This is a genomic window from Pyrinomonas sp., from assembly GCF_040289685.1.
Lineage (GTDB): Bacteria > Acidobacteriota > Blastocatellia > Pyrinomonadales > Pyrinomonadaceae > Pyrinomonas.
The window spans coordinates 1-15,924 of the sequence record NZ_PSLQ01000073.1 but is presented as its reverse complement, the minus strand read 5'-3'; the positions used below and the strand labels follow the sequence as shown (position 1 = coordinate 15,924).

General features: G+C 59.1%; 12 protein-coding genes and 1 pseudogene. 6 read left to right on the top strand and 7 right to left on the bottom strand.

Features of this window, described 5'->3' with window-relative positions; all coding sequences use genetic code 11:
* The coding region (locus C4334_RS12950; protein WP_352432507.1) for a universal stress protein at nucleotides 1-1,175 on the top strand (1,175 nt) is incomplete at its 5' end.
* 104 nt (nucleotides 1,176-1,279) lie between these two features.
* Here C4334_RS12950 and C4334_RS12945 read toward each other — a convergent pair.
* Entirely contained in the window at nucleotides 1,280-1,930 is a 651-nt protein-coding gene (locus tag C4334_RS12945) for an HlyD family secretion protein (protein ID WP_352432506.1), read from the bottom strand.
* A gap of 895 nt (nucleotides 1,931-2,825) precedes the next feature.
* Here C4334_RS12945 and C4334_RS12940 point away from each other — a divergent pair.
* The 3 genes from C4334_RS12940 to C4334_RS12930 all read left to right on the top strand — a co-directional run bounded on the left by C4334_RS12940 (nucleotide 2,826) and on the right by C4334_RS12930 (nucleotide 5,601).
* Nucleotides 2,826-4,619 (top strand): 30S ribosomal protein S1, encoded by a 1,794-nt coding sequence (locus C4334_RS12940; protein ID WP_352432505.1) that lies wholly within the window; start codon nucleotides 2,826-2,828, stop codon nucleotides 4,617-4,619.
* Between the two features lie 154 nt (nucleotides 4,620-4,773).
* Complete coding sequence (locus C4334_RS12935) at nucleotides 4,774-5,088, top strand: integration host factor subunit beta (RefSeq protein WP_352432504.1); 315 nt, start codon at nucleotides 4,774-4,776, stop codon at nucleotides 5,086-5,088.
* An 18-nt stretch (nucleotides 5,089-5,106) separates the two neighbouring features.
* Nucleotides 5,107-5,601 carry an HIT family protein gene (locus tag C4334_RS12930; protein ID WP_352432503.1) on the top strand — a complete coding sequence of 165 codons (495 nt, stop codon included), beginning with the start codon at nucleotides 5,107-5,109 and terminating at the stop codon, nucleotides 5,599-5,601.
* A 314-nt stretch (nucleotides 5,602-5,915) separates the two neighbouring features.
* On the opposite strand, the gene C4334_RS12925 is transcribed toward C4334_RS12930, so the two are convergent.
* From C4334_RS12925 to C4334_RS12910, 4 genes are all read right to left on the bottom strand, one after another.
* A complete protein-coding gene (locus tag C4334_RS12925; RefSeq protein WP_352432502.1) occupies nucleotides 5,916-6,206 on the bottom strand; it encodes a Dabb family protein in 291 nt (96 codons plus the stop codon).
* An 87-nt stretch (nucleotides 6,207-6,293) separates the two neighbouring features.
* Nucleotides 6,294-7,844: a pyridoxal phosphate-dependent decarboxylase family protein gene (locus C4334_RS12920; RefSeq protein ID WP_352432501.1), complete on the bottom strand. Its 1,551-nt coding sequence runs from the start codon at nucleotides 7,842-7,844 to the stop codon at nucleotides 6,294-6,296.
* 57 nt (nucleotides 7,845-7,901) lie between these two features.
* On the bottom strand, nucleotides 7,902-8,843 hold the full coding sequence (locus C4334_RS12915) for an aldo/keto reductase (RefSeq protein ID WP_352432500.1): 942 nt from the start codon (nucleotides 8,841-8,843) through the stop codon (nucleotides 7,902-7,904).
* Between the two features lie 364 nt (nucleotides 8,844-9,207).
* Nucleotides 9,208-9,627: a hypothetical protein gene (locus tag C4334_RS12910; RefSeq protein ID WP_352432499.1), complete on the bottom strand. Its 420-nt coding sequence runs from the start codon at nucleotides 9,625-9,627 to the stop codon at nucleotides 9,208-9,210.
* Between the two features lie 218 nt (nucleotides 9,628-9,845).
* Between C4334_RS12910 and C4334_RS12905 the strand changes: the two genes are divergently transcribed.
* Both C4334_RS12905 and C4334_RS12900 read left to right on the top strand, forming a co-directional pair.
* Complete coding sequence (locus C4334_RS12905) at nucleotides 9,846-11,390, top strand: APC family permease (protein ID WP_352432498.1); 1,545 nt, start codon at nucleotides 9,846-9,848, stop codon at nucleotides 11,388-11,390.
* Nucleotides 11,391-11,466: 76 nt separating this feature from the next.
* Nucleotides 11,467-13,308 carry an amino acid permease gene (locus C4334_RS12900; RefSeq protein ID WP_352432497.1) on the top strand — a complete coding sequence of 614 codons (1,842 nt, stop codon included), beginning with the start codon at nucleotides 11,467-11,469 and terminating at the stop codon, nucleotides 13,306-13,308.
* A gap of 418 nt (nucleotides 13,309-13,726) precedes the next feature.
* Here C4334_RS12900 and C4334_RS12895 read toward each other — a convergent pair whose 3' ends face one another.
* Together C4334_RS12895 and C4334_RS12890 are read right to left on the bottom strand one after the other, a co-directional pair.
* Nucleotides 13,727-13,969, bottom strand: a complete 243-nt coding sequence (locus C4334_RS12895; protein WP_352432508.1) for a fibronectin type III-like domain-contianing protein — start codon at nucleotides 13,967-13,969, stop codon at nucleotides 13,727-13,729.
* Between the two features lie 174 nt (nucleotides 13,970-14,143).
* Nucleotides 14,144-15,814 (bottom strand): annotated as a pseudogene (locus C4334_RS12890) (glycoside hydrolase family 3 N-terminal domain-containing protein); the annotation flags it as partial.
* Between the last annotated feature and the right edge of the window lie 110 nt (nucleotides 15,815-15,924).

The following is a 15,924-nucleotide window of genomic DNA, read 5'->3' as shown; positions in this document are numbered from 1 at the left end:
GTCGGACGAAGATGAGCAACGTCGAACTGAAGAGACCATCGCCGGAAGCGCTGCTCGCCAAGATCAAAGAGAGCAGCCGACCGTGGTTGCGCGTCTACATCGGCGCGGCGCCCGGCGTCGGCAAAACCTACCAGATGCTCGAAGACGCGCACGAGATGCGAAAACGGGGCGTGGATGTCGTCATCGGTTTCATCGAGACGCACGGTCGGGCGGAGACAGAAGCGTTGATCGGCGATCTTGAGGTCATCCCACGCAAAAGGATCGAGTACAAGGGCGTCACGCTCGAAGAGATGGACCTTGAGGCTATACTTCGACGGCGGCCTGAAGTCGTGCTCGTTGATGAACTGGCGCACACGAACCCGCCGGGGATGAAGCATCGCAAGCGCTACGAAGACGTGCTCGAACTGTTGGAGCATGGCATCTCGGTCGTGACAGCAGTCAACGTGCAGCATATCGAGTCGCTCAACGATGTGGTGGCGAGCATCACGGGCGTGCGCGTGCGCGAGACCGTTCCCGACTGGTTCTTCAAGCGCGCCGACGAAGTGGTCAACGTTGACGTCTCGGTCGAGACGCTGCGCACGCGGCTCAGGCAAGGGAAGATCTACGATATCGACCGGATCGAACACGCGCTCAACAACTTCTTTCGCAAGGGTAATCTTTCGGCTTTGCGCGAGTTGGCTTTGCGTCAAGTGGCCGAAGACCAGGAGACGAAAGCGCGCGACTATCGCGAAAGGGAAGGTCTCGATCAAGCGCCGATTCCTGGGCGTGTGATGGTCTGCATGGCATCGCGCGGCAACGCAGAAAAGCTCTTGCGGCTTGGCGCGCGCATGGCGGGAAGGTTCGCGCACGATTGGTACGCGGTTTACGTCGAAACCCCCGAAGAGGAGCCGGGACGTATCAAACCGGAAGACTACGCTTCGCTTCAAGACAACATCGCTCTCGCGCGTGAACTCGGGGCGCAGGTCGTCAAACTCCGAGCGAACAACCGCCGCCGCATCGCCGATGCGCTCATCGAGTTTGCGCGCCAGCACGCGATCACGCATGTCATCTTCGGCCAATCAGCGCGCTCGCGGCTCGACATATTGCTTCGCGGGTCGATCATCAACCGGTTCTTGCGCGAAGTGCGCGACGTTACGGTGCAGGTCGTTCCCATGAATCAACAAGAACGCGAATAGCCGCCTCTCGTTCCGTTCAACGTAGATCCGCGCGTCTCATCACGTGAAGAGAAGACCATCCGTACCTCCGCTTCTTGAAAGGTTTGCACGCGCTTCACGCTGCCTTAACGGCGAAGCGCGCGCGATGGATAGCCGATGTGTATGTGCGGGCCGGTGGCTGCTCCGGGAATGGCCGTGCGGAAAGCGAGAAAGGGGATGCCGTTGGCGCGTAGGAAACCCATCAGCGCTTGCCCTTCAGCGCTGTCGGGATGAACTGGCACGTCGAGCGAGTTGCGGTGGTCCAATCCCCATTGATCATGAACGGGGGATTGACCGTAAGCGCTGACGGGAAGCGGGCGCCCAAACCTCTCTTGATAGAAGCGTTGAACCTTCGGCGCATCGGCGAGCGACCACGGTGCGAAACCGTTATAGCGCGTGAGCGCAGCCGTTCTTATCAACGTTCCGGCGCGAGCTGGAGATGAGCGTTGCGCTTCGCGTTTGGCCTCTTCGGCTTCGAGCAGTGCGGCAGCGATCTGCGCTTCGGCATTGGCCATCTGACGGCGCACCTCTTCGATTTTGGCGCGTGCAGCAAGCGCGGTCCGTTCGCCTTCTTCGAGCGCGCGACGCGAAATCAACCCTTGCGCATACAGCTCCTGTAGCTGCGCCTGCTTTTCTTCGGCGCGCTTCGCTTCGGTTTGATAGAGCGAGAGCAGTTCGTTCAAGCTCGCTCGGTACTCCTGCGTCGCTTGAATGAATTGACGGCGGGCTTCTTCCAAAGATCGGTCGTCTGTGCCTTTTCGATTGGCGCTTTCCGAAGTTGTGGCTTGTGGTTTTGCACCTTTCGCTCGCGATGAACCGGTTTGCGCGCGCGTTTCGCTCAAGGAAGCGCCGACCGAAAGCGAGACCCAAACCGCCAAGAGTGAGGCGCTGAGGGACGCGCAAGCGCGCCGTTTCGCCGAAGGACGCCGCGCCGTTTCCCCTGCGGGGCATCTTCTCGTGCGCAGAAATTGCAGCATACGAATCCGGTACTATTATACGCTCATACGAAACCGAACGCGCTACGGTTTCGTCGTTTTCGCTTGATTTGCGTTTGTCTCTTTCGCGACAGATCGTTCTCGACCGGGCGTGTCGCTTCCAGCAGTGGCCCCATCGGTGGAACCGCCGTTGCTTGGCGCGTTTGGGATGTCGAAGGCGTCGAAGATTCCCAAAGCGGTCGCGATGATGTGCCGCGTTTGTGCCCTCCCGTTGAGCGTCAACGCGGCCCGGACGCGGCGGCGACCGTTTCAGTATGGCTTTGGCGCTTGGAATTGATCTCTTTCGCCGAAAGATTTCACGCGAGCGACCGCGTGCAGCACAACGCGCCTCCGGGCGAGCGGTCGCGAAGCGGCGCGATGAGGTTGCGCGATTGCTTGACACCGAGTCGCTTCGGCGTGTACATTGCGACACTACATCCCCGGTCAAGCGGCCGGTGATTAATCGGGTCACGCGGGTGATCCACGGGCACGATGGAGATTAGTTGACGAAGTAAAGCCACCTTATTCAAACGGCTCGCATCCCCGCCTCATAAAATTCCGACGAATCACCAGTTGTTCCGACGGCCGCTCGCACCGACGATTTGCTGCTGGCAAGTCGTACAGGGATGATTTCGGGAGAGCGCGAACAGGAGTTTCGATGGCAATCGAAGAGAGAAAGCCGAGCGAGAACGAAACCAACGACCAGCCCGCAGCTCAAGAGACCGAGGCGCGCGCCGCGCACGGCGAGGATGAAGGGCTGCGTCCGAGCGGCGAAGAGGATTTCGCCGCCATCCTCAATCAGTTCGAAGAGCAGTCCTCTTTTCAAGAGGGGCAGATCGTGCAAGGGAAAGTGGTTGGCATTGGCGAACGCGGCGTGCTCATTGATTTCGGTTTCAAGTCCGAGGGCATTGTCCCGCAAGAGGAATTTACCGAAAACGGCGAGTTGGTCGTCAAACCCGGCGACGAAGTGGAGGTCGTCGTCAAGAGCATGGATTCGCCCGAAGGCGTGCCGGTGCTGTCGCGCGCCGACGCTTTGCGCCGTCGTGCATGGGACGAACTGGAAAAAGCGCACCGCGAAGGGACGCCCGTGCGCGGACGAGTCATTGAGCGCGTCAAGGGCGGATTGCGCGTCGATGTCGGTCCCGTGGAGACATTTCTGCCTGGATCGCAAGTGGACATCCGCCCGCTGCGCAACCTCGATGCGCTTCGCGGACAGGAGATCGAGGCCAAAGTCATCAAGCTCAACCGCAAGCGGGCCAACGTCGTCTTATCGCGTAAGGCGTTGCTCGAAGAGCGCAACGAGAAACGCAAGCGCGAGACGCTACAACACCTCGATGAGGGGATCATCGTCGAGGGGCAGGTTAAGAGCTTGACCGACTACGGCGCCTTCATCGATCTGGGCGGCATTGATGGCTTGCTGCACGTCACCGATATGTCTTGGGGCAGGTTGCAGAATCCCAACGAGATGTTCAAAGTGGGCGACGTCGTGCAGGTCAAAGTGCTCAAGATCGATCGCGAAAAGGAACGGATCTCGCTCGGTTACAAGCAACTTATCCCCGACCCATGGGAAACGGTCGAGGAGCGTTACCACGTCGGAAGTCGGGTCAAAGGCAGAGTGGCGAGCATCGCCGACTACGGCGCGTTCGTCGAACTCGAACCGGGCGTGGAAGGGCTGATTCACGTCACCGAAATGACGTGGTCGAAGCGCATCAAGCACCCGAGCAAGATCGTTAGCATCGGCGATGAGGTGGAGGTCGAAGTCTTGGACATCGATCCACAGGCGCGGCGCATCCGGCTTGGACTCAAGCAGACGCAGCCCAACCCATGGGATACATTGCCCGAACGGTATTCTGTGGGGCAGCGGGTGCGCGGGCGGGTGCGTAACCTGACCGAATTTGGCGCTTTCGTCGAGATCGAAGACGGCATCGATGGTTTGGTTCACGTCTCGGATATCTCTTGGACTAAACGAATCAAACATCCAGCCGAAGTCTTAAAGAAGGGGCAGGAGGTTGAAGCCGTCATCACGCAGATCGACACGCAAAACCGGCGGCTGTCGCTTTCGATCAAGGACACAGAGCCGAGCGCATGGGATCGGTTCGTCGCCGAGCACAAGCCAGGCGACATCGTGCGCGGTCGCGTTACACGATTTGCTAGCTTCGGCGTCTTCGTCGAGGTAGCTGAAGGGTTAGAAGGGCTGTGTCATATCTCGGAGTTGTCCGAAGAGCGCGTGCGTCGTCCGGAGGATGTCGTACAGATCGGGCAGGAGATGGACTTTCGCATCCTTCGCATCGAGCCCGAAAACAAAAAGATCGCCCTTTCGGCGCGCGCGGCCAAGCACGACGAGCCAACGATCGATACGCGCAGCTACTCGACGGAGGTTGGAGCTGGAATCGCGTCGCTCGGCGAATTGGCTGAATTCAACCTCAATACCAACGAGGACCGCGAGCGCTAGCGTCGGGCGAAAGCTCGGCGCGATTTGTAAACGCTTGCTTCCATGCAACTTGCAGGGAGCAAGCGTTTTCTGCTACTTTCTGCAAGTGGTGTTTTGGACCAGCCAGGGGTCATGCGGCATCCGAAGCCTTTGTCCCACAGCGAGAGGTGAGGCTATGACGAAAGCTGAGTTGGTCGAGGAGGTGGCGCGCGCTGCTGAATTGACGAAGAAAGATGCGGAGCGATTGGTCGAGATCGTCTTTGAAAGCATGATCGAAGCTTTGAACCGCGGCGAGAAGATCGAGCTTCGCGGCTTCGGCAGTTTTCGCGTGCGTGAACGAAGCGCGCGGCGCGGACGCAACCCGAAGACCGGCATGCCCGTTGACATCCCAACCAAACGCGTTCCTTACTTCAAACCCGGCAAGGAGTTGAAGGAATTGATCAACGAGAGCGCGTCGGAGGACTGGCAGGGGGGGAGCGGCGTTTCCTGAAATGCCGTGTGGTGCGACATGGATCGACTGTGGTCGCCTTGGCGTTACCGCTACGTTGCCGGAGAAGGGAAAAGGTCGGCGACCGTATGCATCTTCTGCGAGCTGCGCGACGCTCCTCCGGCAGATGACGAGCGCAACCTAGTCGTATATCGCGCCCAAAAGAATTTCATCGTCCTCAATCTATACCCTTACACGAGCGGTCACTTGATGATCGTGCCACACGAGCACGTCGCCGATCTCGATGCGGCTTCCAAAGAGGCGACCGACGAAATGATGGATCTCGCCAAAAAAGCGCAAAAAGTCCTACGCGAAGTCTATCGCCCCGATGGTTTCAATCTTGGGATGAACATCGGCAAAGCCGCCGGCGCTGGCGTCGCTGATCACATACACTTGCACTTGATGCCGCGTTGGATTGGCGATAGCAACTTCATGACCACGGTCGGAGAAACGCGCGTGCTGCCCGAAGATCTGGCGGCGACTTATGCTAAACTCCGTCCACATTTCGAGCGCTGATCAGCCGCCAAAAGCATCGGTTGGGTCCCGTTCCGCGTTGGTCACACGCCGCGGATCGTCGGGCAAAAACTCCGCGTTCAACCGTGCGCAGAGGGTGACAACGAGTTGCCGATGCCATTTTTTACCTCGGTGAACTCGCTTCCATCGTTGCGCACGACTTCGAGCGGAAAGTTTGGGCGGCGTTGCCGATCTCATTTCATTTGTCCTTTGCCCGACTGGCACCTTATCCTCGATGATGCGAGCGCTGCTGGTACCGGTTTCGCTCGCTCACACTCCGTCACTTCAACATGAAGAGTCTGCTCGCTGCACCATGCTTAGCTTTCAAAATCGACTGAAGCGATCTGTTGGCTGATGCTGCGTCCGAACTCAGCGACACGCTGATGTTCGGGATGAACCGTGTAGGCATCGAGCGCGGCGCGGTCACGGAACACGGCGACTAAGCCGGTGTCGTACGAGCGCGGCAGTCTTAGGACATCGAACCCAACATCGAGGCTTTCTATGCCGGGGACGATCGACGCGAGGTTGCGCAAAAGCGCGACGTGCTCCTCGCGGGTCGCTTGGTCAACATCGTCGCGGTACTTCCAGATGACTATGTGGGTCAACATCGGCGTCGGTCATGCTCCTTGCTCTTTCGATTTCGATCCCGAGGGCGCCTTTCCCCTTTCAAGGGTGAAACTGATCGCGTGCCTTCTTCAAGCGCGCTTCACCTGCATTTCGGCCACCGTCGCACGGAGCGCTCCTTGCAGCAGCTCCCAAGTCCTTTCCAAGTGGGTTCGCGTGGTTCTGATGTTGCCGATGGCCAAGCGCAACGTCAGGCGTCCGTTGAGTCGCGTGTGCGATAGAAAGGCGCGTCCCGTTGCGTTGACGCGATCGGCGATGAGCGCGTTCAGCTCGTCTATTTCTCGTGCATCGAGGGCGGCGAGTTGGGGCGGACGCGCGCGAAAACAGACGACGCTGAATGGCACGGGCGCCGCTCGTTCCCAGTCGGGCGAGTCATCGATCCAGTCGGCAAACGTTTGTGCCAGATGACAGTGTTCGCGGATCATCGCTTGTAATCCGCGCCGTCCGAAATAACGCATCACCATCCAGAGCTTGAGTGCGCGAAAACGGCGCCCGAGTTGAATGCCATAATCCATCGGGTTGCGCACGGGTTCGTCCGTTTTGAGGTAGTCAGGTATGAGCGAGAAGGCTTGGCGCAGGAGGTCCATCCGACGGCAATAGAAGGCTGAAAGATCGAGCGGGGTGGCGAGCCACTTGTGCGGATTGGTTGTGATCGAATCGGCTTTTTCCCAGCCGCAGAACAAGTCGCGCTTTTCGGGCAGCATGGCCGCCACGCCGGCATACGCTGCGTCGACATGGAGCCAGATCGAGTTGGCATGACAGAGTTCGGCGATCTCAGCCACCGGATCGAGACTGGTCGTCGAGGTGGTGCCGAGCGTAGCGACCACAGCGCAAGGAAGTCGTCCAGCGTTCCGGTCTTCTCGGATGGCCCTCTCGAGCGCGCCGACCTTCATGCGGAATCTTTCATCGGTTGGAATGCGGCGAAAGGCTCTCTGGCCTAGGCCGAGCGCGATGACGCTCTTTTCCACAGAGGAGTGGGCTTGTTCGGAGGCATAGACGCACAACGGCGGAAGATCAGGTCGTCCGGCTAGACCATCTTCGCGCACGCGAAGCCCAAGGCTCTCGCGCGCTGCCGCCAGCGCGTGCAGAGTCGAAACGGAAGCCGTATCGTAGATGATGCCTTCGAAATGCGGTGGAAGTCCTAACATCTCACGCAGCCAGCTGAGGACGACCTCTTCGAGTTCCACCGCCGCAGGGGCCGTACGCCACAGCATGCCGTTGGTGTTGAAGGCAGCGCTTAGCAGCTCGCCGAAGATACCCGGCGCAGATGTCGAAATGGCAAAGTAAGCGAAGAAGGCTGGGTGGCTCCAGTGTGTGAGGTTGGGCGCGATCAAGCGGTCCACGTCGGCGATGATTCGCGCCATCGGTTCCCCCTCTTCGGGAGCTGTAGGCGGAAGTTGCTCCTTGAGTTCGCCGGGCTTGATCGGTGGGAGGACTGGCCTCTGATCAAGCGTGCTCAGGTATTGACTGATCCAATCGATCAGCTCGTGGCCGTAGCGACGAAAATCCTCGGCTGACATCTCGCTCGGAACCGACTTTTCAACCGCCGTAGCCGCGCGATCGTTCGCTTCATCTTTCAGCGCGTCGGCTTTTTCGCCTGTTTGGGGAACATCGGTCATCATGGGTGGCTATTCTCGAGTCTGATCTTCGGTCTGCCAGCATGCGGTTTGGTCCACGGCTTAAGCAGCAAGCTCTTCTACGCGAGGGAATCCGTGTTGCTCGCGTCCCGGCGGGCCGTCGAAGTACTTCGATGTTTTGTAGAGTTCGAAGCGCCCATCGGCGGCATAACGGCGGCAACGCGAACGCAATTCTTGCGTCTCCTCGTCGCTCATCGGGACGAAACTGCGCGCGACCTTTAGATTCTGACGTAAGATGCGCAACGAATCAACGCCCGTGACGGTTGTAGCTACCGGAAGGCTCATCGCGTAGCGCAAAGCTTCCACCGCCTTGACCACGCGCTTGCGGATGGGCGTCCCTTCGCCGCAAAGACTTTTCATGCCGATAGGGGCGATGCCGCGGCGCAGCAATTCAGGCAAGACCAATTGCTCGAAGCTGCGAAAAGTCGCGTCGAAGCAATTGAGCGGAAGTTGGCACGAATCAAACGGGTAGTCGTAGCTGAGCATCTTCAGATGAATTTCTGGGTGTTTATGTCCAGTAAACCCAACGAAGCGCACTTTACCCGCGCGTTTAGCTTCGTCGAGCGCTTCGATCACACCATCGGGAGCGAAATGTAGTTCCGGATCGTTGTCGTAAACCACTTCGTGGACTTGCCAGAGGTCCAAGTAATCGGTGCGCAGGCGACGCAACGACTGTTCGAGTTGGCGCATGGCCGTGCGCCGATTGCGTCCGTGTGTGCAAACCTTGGTCATCAAGAAGACGCGCTCGCGTCGGCCTTCCAGCGCTTTGCCCATGATCTCCTCGCCCCGCCCGTCGTGATACTCCCAAGCATTGTCCATAAAGGTCACGCCCGCATCAATGGCCTCGTGAACGATTCTGATCGCCTCTCGCTCGGTCTTCACCAGTCCGAGGTGGTAGCCGCCGAGGCCAATGGCCGATACTTTGACGCCCGTACGGCCAAAGTCGCGTTGCGGTATTCCCGTAGTGCTTTTGGTGCGCGTCATCGTTTCTTTTCCCCTTTCTTCAACAGGATGAAGTTTACAAGCAGAGAGGGAGGACTCAACCGTAGTTGAATCTTCCCTTTGAAACTAGTTCTTCCCGAAAGATCGGAGACTAATAAGTCCCCTGAAGATTTCGGCATCGCACGAAGCGTTTGAAACTCATCGCTTTACTTCTTTTTCGTCAAGCTGGCCTCGTTCAAGCCGATCGCACGAAGCGGAGACATTTGAAACTCACTGCTTCTGTTGTCGCGGACGCCTCTTCGCGCACGCTATCGTCTTGATCCTTGTAACCCATCACCTTGCTCCTTAATTTATAAATTTCGACGCTCCTCACCGCCTAACTGTACTGTTACGCTGCTCGGATACGTCACATGTCGGCACGAAGGGCAATCTCCGTACCGGAGGAACCGTTCTCCGCGGATCGGATCTTAGGTAGGCGCGCCATGTGCGAATAAAGTCTCATGCGTTTGTTTGAAAGTGATCGTTTCTTCGTGGCAGTTTGCGCCACGTCCGGCGAGCTGAAAGACCCGATGATTCGATTGACCGCATCTTCTTTCGGGAACGAGTTGAGATGGATCTTGCCGAGCATTCGTCGTGACGTTGCGTCTGTTCCAAGCCCTTTTTCGCGAAGGGTTCGTTTCGGGAGCGAGCTTTGGGGCGATGAAGCGACTGAGTCTTTGGTGCGCAGGTGATCGTCAATGGTGCCGCTGCGAGGGGCGCACAAGACGACAAAACTCGCTTTTCGGCTCTCGACAACGAGCCGAGAATGGATATAATCGCCCGACATGCGGCCTTTTCGTGACGGGCGGCAACGGAGCGATTCCGGATCGTCTGCGACGATGGGACTTTTGGCGGAGTTCGAAAGCGTTCCACCCCAAGCATTATCTACTCGAAACCGGTCGGCTGCCGGTACGTCTGCAAGCCGAACGGCTTGTGGGGCGCAGGAACGTGCGCTCTGTTCGCCAAGCGGTCCCGAAGCGCCGCGCTGGTTTCGAGGGACGACCGATGAGTGAAGAGACGAAAGCGTCCGACGCTGGGTTCGTGCGCGGACTCGGATTGCTTGACGCGACCATGATCGTTGCCGGTTCGATGATCGGCTCCGGCATCTTCATCGTTTCAGCGGACATCGCCCGGCAGACGGGAGCGCCCGGTTGGTTACTCGTCGTTTGGATCATCACTGGGCTGCTTACCATCACCGCGGCGCTTTCCTACGGCGAACTGGCCGCGATGATGCCCAAGGCGGGCGGGCAGTACGTCTATTTGCGCGAAGCCTACTCGCCATTGTGGGGCTTTCTTTACGGCTGGACCCTCTTTCTGGTTATTCAAACGGGGACCATTGCCGCTGTTGCCGTTGGTTTCGCCAAATATCTCGGCGTCCTTTGGCCCGCGATCTCGGAGAGCAACTACATCATCGAACCCATTCGATTATCCGCAAGCTACGCCGTTTCGCTCTCGACGGCACAGTTAGTCGGACTGCTGATGATCGCGCTGTTGACGTGGATGAACACGCGCGGCCTGCAACTCGGTAAACTGGTGCAGAACGTCTTCACCTTCGCCAAAACCGGCGCGCTCATTGCGCTCATCGTGCTCGGCATTTTGGTCGGGTGGAACGCCGCCGCCGTGAGCAGCAATTTCGGCGATCTGTGGACCGTACGCGGCCAGTTGCAAGAAGTCGGCAGCGGTTTGACGGCGGCGACCGCTTTCGGCCTGTTTGTCGCCCTTTGCGTCGCACAGACCAACTCGCTTTTCAGCGCCGATGCTTGGAACAACATCACCTTTACGGCGGGCGAGGTCAAAAACCCGCGCCGCAACATTCCGCTTTCGCTCGCCATCGGCACTTTTCTGGTCATCGGTCTTTATCTTCTCGCCAATGTCGCCTATCTCGTCACGTTGCCGTTCGAGACGATTCAAACCGTTTCCAACGATCGCGTCGCTTCGGCCACCGCCGACGTCATCTTCCCGGGCTACGGCTCCGTCATCATGGCTGTAGCGATCATGATCTCGACCTTCGGTTGCAACAACGGACTGATTCTAGCTGGCGCGCGCGCTTACTATGCGATGGCGCGCGACGGACTCTTCTTCGAGTCCGCCGGGAGGTTGAACAAGCATCATGTGCCGGCTTGGGGCTTGGTGATTCAAGGCATCTGGGCCGCGCTGCTCGTCTTGCCGCGGACGATTATGGGAACCGAGGCAACCGGAGCCGTGCGTTATGGCAGTCTCTACAACAACCTCTTGACCTACGTCATTTCGGCGGCGCTCATCTTCTACATTTTGACGATTTACGGTATCTTTCGTTTGCGCGCCTCGCGTCCAGAAGCTGAGCGCCCGTACAAGGCTTTCGGTTATCCGCTGGTCCCCGTTCTGTACATCATCGGTGCCGGCATCATCGTCGTCGTCCTCTTCATCTACCAAACGGCAACGACGTGGCCGGGCCTGCTCATCGTGCTGACGGGCATTCCGGTCTATTTCCTCTGGCGTCGAGCGGCGCGGCGGCGCGGCATTGTGCCTCGCACCGCTTTCGAAGAGGAGCCGGAATTGGTCCAGCAGTGAGGATATGGGTGCGCATCGTCGGTTCTGTAGCATGGCAAGCTTCGATCTTCGTACACCGAGACTTTGAGGAGGTTTCATGTCGTTACTTGCGACAAAGCCAGTAGATCGGATCATCGCCGAGGCACAGGAGACGGGCGAACACACGCTGCGTCGCGCTCTCGGCCCCGTGAGCCTCACGCTGCTTGGCATCGGGGCGATCATTGGGACGGGCATCTTCGTGCTCACAGGCAAAGCTGCCGCCGAACACGCTGGTCCAGCCGTCGTCTTGTCGATGGTGCTGGCCGGTGTGGTCAGCGCGCTCGCCGCGTTCTGCTATTCGGAGTTCGCTTCAACGGTGCCGATCTCCGGTTCGGCTTACGCTTATGGCTACGCCACGCTCGGCGAGTTCGTCGCCTGGATCATCGGTTGGGACTTGATCTTAGAGTACGCTTTTGGCGCCGCCACGGTCGCCGTCGGCTGGTCCGGCTACGTCGTCAGTCTGCTCAAAGATTTCGGCATTCAGTTCCCCGCTGCCCTGAGCGCCGCGCCCGGGACGGTGGTTAAAACAGACGCTGGCGAGGTGACAGCCATCTTCAACCTGCCGGCTTTTCTGATCTCCACCTTCGTCACCTTGTTGTTAGTCAAAGGCATCAAGGAATCGGCCAACTTCAACTCCTTCATCGTCATCGTCAAAACCTCGGTCGTCGTGCTCTTCATCGTGGCTGGCATCGGATTCGTCAACATGGCCAACTTCGAGCCTTTCATCCCGCCGCCAGCGCTCGATCCGAACGGCAATCCGGTCTTTGGCGCCTATGGTTGGAGCGGCATCTTGACTGGCGCGGCTGTGATCTTCTTCGCTTACATCGGCTTCGATGCCGTGTCAACCGCTGCGCAGGAAGCGAAAAATCCGGCGCGCGATATGCCCATCGGCATCATCGGCAGTCTGGCCATCTGTACAGTGCTCTACGTGCTCGTCTCCTTCGTGATGGTTGGACTAGTCCCATACAAAGAGCTGAGCGTGCCGGCTCCCATCGCCGTGGCCATCGATGCCGCTTACAGACAAGCACAAGTGACTGGCTCGTTCTTCGCGCCGCTTCTGGCCACTTTCCCGACCATCGTCAAAATTGGCGCCGTCATGGGGTTGAGTTCAACCATGGTCGTTATGGTCATGGGCCAACCGCGCATCTTCTATTCGATGTCGCGTGACGGGCTGCTGCCGAAGTGGGCGTCCAAAGTGCATCCGCGATTCCGCACGCCGTACGTCACAACGCTGATCACTGGCGCGATCGTCGCGACCATGGCCGGATTCGTCAACATCAGCATCTTGGGCGAACTGGTGAGCATCGGCACGCTCTTCGCTTTCGTCATCGTCTCGCTCGGCGTGATCATCATGCGCTACACAAACCCGACGCTCCATCGCCCGTTCAAAGTGCCGCTATCGCCGATCTTCCCGATCATCTCGGCGATCGCTAGCGCCTACTTGATGAACGGTTTGCCGCTCGATACTTGGCTGCGCTTGATCCTGTGGATGTCTTTCGGTCTGCTCGTCTATTTCGCCTACAGCTACAAGCATAGCAACTTGGCGTTCATTGGCGACGATGGGAACAACCAAAACGAATCGGTAGAAAACGGATCGTCGCCGCCGCTTTCGCCGATCATCGGCGTGCTGTTGATCATCGCTTTGACGATTTGGATGTTCGCTTTCACCGACTACTCACCTTTGCGCCGTCTCATCGAGACCAGCATGAGGTTGTTCGTTTGGGTGACCATCGGTTTGATGGTCTACTACCTGACGTATGGACGCAAAAAACTCACGACGCGCGCGCGCGACCCGCGCATCGCGCGAATCGGGCTTGCCGCTTCCGTCGTCAACGTGCTGGTCTGGCTCGCCGTTGCTTTCTGGTTCTTCGAGCATTTCGCCGAACTCCATCGTAGATAGCTTTTCCAACAGGGGCGGGAAGCACTCTTTCCGCCCCTGTCTCGAACGTTGTTGGAATGGTTTGGCGTCGCCGGGTGTGATCACTTGCTTCCTGACATCGGATGTGGTGTCGATCGGCGCGCCTTTAAGTTGCGTTCAGTTGCGTTCATCTTCAAGTGGCATCGCGAAATTGCGGCGCCGAGCAGCTAAAGGCTTATGATTTCCGCCGCCATTCGGTGGACCTTCATCGAAGCGCGTTCATTGGACTGCTTTGAGATAGTTTCGTTGTTGGAAGGAAGCAGGATGTTTGCTCAGCGAAGCGCTTTCGTTGGGAGTTGATCCTCTTGCGAACTTTTCGAGGTCTCAAATCGCTCTCATCCCGGGGGCGCGAAGACAAACTTTTAGTCATAGCGGGAGCCATTGCAGACCTCTCAGCGCCTCAATCGGTCACCTCGAAGCGCCCTTCCAGTCCGCCCACGGAGCTGTTGCCGACGTAAAGCTTGAATTGGCCCGGTTCGACCGCGAATCGCATTCGCCGATCGTGTGCGCCGAGGTGCTCGGGGCCGAGTTCGAACCGCACGGTGCGGCGTTCGCCGGCGGCGAGCGTGATACGCGCAAACCCCTTGAGTTCGCGCGCTGGGCGCGTTGCGCTCGCGGCCACATCTTGAATGTAGAGTTGCACCACTTCATCGCCCGCCCGTCGGCCCGTGTTCTCTACATCGACGGCGACCTCTAGGCGCTCGTTGGCTGAAAGACGCGCGCGGCTCAAACGCAGATTGGAGAAACGAAACTGCGTGTAGCTCAGCCCGTAGCCGAACGGAAAGAGCGGCGTCCACGGCGCGTCGATGTACTTCGAGGTGTATTTGTTGTCCCTTTGCGGCGGGCGTCCCGTGTTCTTGTGGTTGTAATAGATCGGCACTTGTCCAACCACGCGCGGAAAGGTGACAGGCAGCTTGCCGCCCGGATTGACGTCGCCGAAGAGGGCGTCGGCGATGGCGTGTCCGGCTTGGCGGGGAACCACGTTTCGAGAATCGCCGGAACGTTTTCGGCCACCCAAACGATCGTCAGCGGACGGCCGTTCATCAACACGACGACGATGGGTTTGCCGGTCGCATGAAGCGCTTTGAGCAGCGCCAGTTGGTGGCCCGGCAGCTCAAGCGACGTGCGCGACGCCGCTTCGCCGCTCATCTCAGCCGATTCGCCGACGGCCATGATGACGACGTCGGCGGCTTTAGCGACGCGCACGGCTTCGGCGATGCCGTCAGTGGTGCCGCCCTCGATCTCGCAGCCTTGGGCGTACAAAACTGCCGTTTGCAGACCGACTTTGGCGCGAATGCCTTCGAGAAGCGTCACCGCGTCCTCGGCTCGTCCGGCAGCATGCCACGGTCCGAGCACGTCTTTGCGGTTGTCAGCCAGCGGACCGATCACGGCGATCGAGCGAAGGTCTTTGCGCAAAGGGAGAAGATCCCCCTCGTTCTTGAGAAGCACCAACGAACGCGCCGCGGCGCGACGGGCGGCCTCGATGTGCGCCGATGCGAGCAGGACATTCGCTTCGCGCGTCGCATCGACGTACGGACGGTCAAACAACCCCAAGCGGAATTTGAGGCGCAAGATGCGACGCACGGCCTCATCGATGCGCGCGAGCGGAACTTTGCCTTGGCGCACGAGGCGCGCGCCGTGCGTGTTGAAGAGGCGACTGACCATCTCCATATCGAGACCCGCGTTGAGCGCCGCGGCCGCGGCCTCGGCTTCGTCGGCGGCCAGCCCGTGTGCGATCAGCTCGGGCACGGCTGTGTAGTCGCTGACGACAAAGCCGTCAAACTTCCATTCGCCGCGCAAGATATCGGTCAGCAAGAAAGGATTGGCCGAAGCCGGCACGCCGTTCAGGTCGTTAAAAGCGCTCATGACGGTCCGCGCGCCTGCCTCGATGGCTGCTTTAAATGGCGGCAGATACACCTCGCGCAAGGTCCATTCGGAAAGATCTGTGGTGTTGTAATCGCGTCCGGCTTCAGCGGCGCCGTAAGCGGCGAAATGCTTGACGCAAGCGGCAACTGAATCAGGTGCGGCTGGATCTTGGCCTTGAAAGCCGCGCACGCGCGCGCGCCAGCGCCGCGCCGAGAAATGGATCCTCGCCCGCACCTTCGACTATGCGCCCCCAGCGGGCGTCGCGTGCAACATCAACCATAGGCGCGAAAGTCCAGTTGACGCCAGCGGCGCGCGCTTCAGTGGCCGCTATCCGAGCCGTCTCCTCGGCCAGCTTCGGGTCCCAACTGCTCGCTTCGCCGAGCGGCACGGGAAAGATCGTTCGGTAGCCGTGGACGACATCGTAACCGAAAAGGAGCGGGATCTTCAGCCGCGACTCTTGCACGGCGAGCCGCTGCAGTTCGTTGACCTGCTGGGCCCCATGTGCGTTCAAGATGCCGCCCACCAGTCCGCGACGAATGAGATCGAGCGCGGCGGTGCGGTCTTGAGCGGCGGCTGGGTTGTCGAGAAGCTGTAATTGACCGAGCTTCTCTTCGAGCGTCATGCGTGCGAGCAACGTCTCTACTTTGGTTTCCAGTGGATCTCCAGATGGCGCTTGGCCGATGCTGCTTCGGCTGCCGATAAGCGTTAGGATGAAGAGAAGAGGAATAGCGA

Bases quoted from the DNA above. Each gene is read 5' to 3' on its own strand.
- C4334_RS12940 (WP_352432505.1), top strand. From the start codon at position 2,826: ATGGCAATCGAAGAGAGAAAGCCGAGCGAGAACGAAACCAACGACCAG.
- C4334_RS12935 (WP_352432504.1), top strand. From the start codon at position 4,774: ATGACGAAAGCTGAGTTGGTCGAGGAGGTGGCGCGCGCTGCTGAATTG.
- C4334_RS12930 (WP_352432503.1), top strand. From the start codon at position 5,107: ATGGATCGACTGTGGTCGCCTTGGCGTTACCGCTACGTTGCCGGAGAA.
- C4334_RS12925 (WP_352432502.1), bottom strand. From the start codon at position 6,206: ATGTTGACCCACATAGTCATCTGGAAGTACCGCGACGATGTTGACCAA.
- C4334_RS12920 (WP_352432501.1), bottom strand. From the start codon at position 7,844: ATGATGACCGATGTTCCCCAAACAGGCGAAAAAGCCGACGCGCTGAAA.
- C4334_RS12915 (WP_352432500.1), bottom strand. From the start codon at position 8,843: ATGACGCGCACCAAAAGCACTACGGGAATACCGCAACGCGACTTTGGC.
- C4334_RS12910 (WP_352432499.1), bottom strand. From the start codon at position 9,627: ATGTCGGGCGATTATATCCATTCTCGGCTCGTTGTCGAGAGCCGAAAA.
- C4334_RS12905 (WP_352432498.1), top strand. From the start codon at position 9,846: ATGAGTGAAGAGACGAAAGCGTCCGACGCTGGGTTCGTGCGCGGACTC.
- C4334_RS12900 (WP_352432497.1), top strand. From the start codon at position 11,467: ATGTCGTTACTTGCGACAAAGCCAGTAGATCGGATCATCGCCGAGGCA.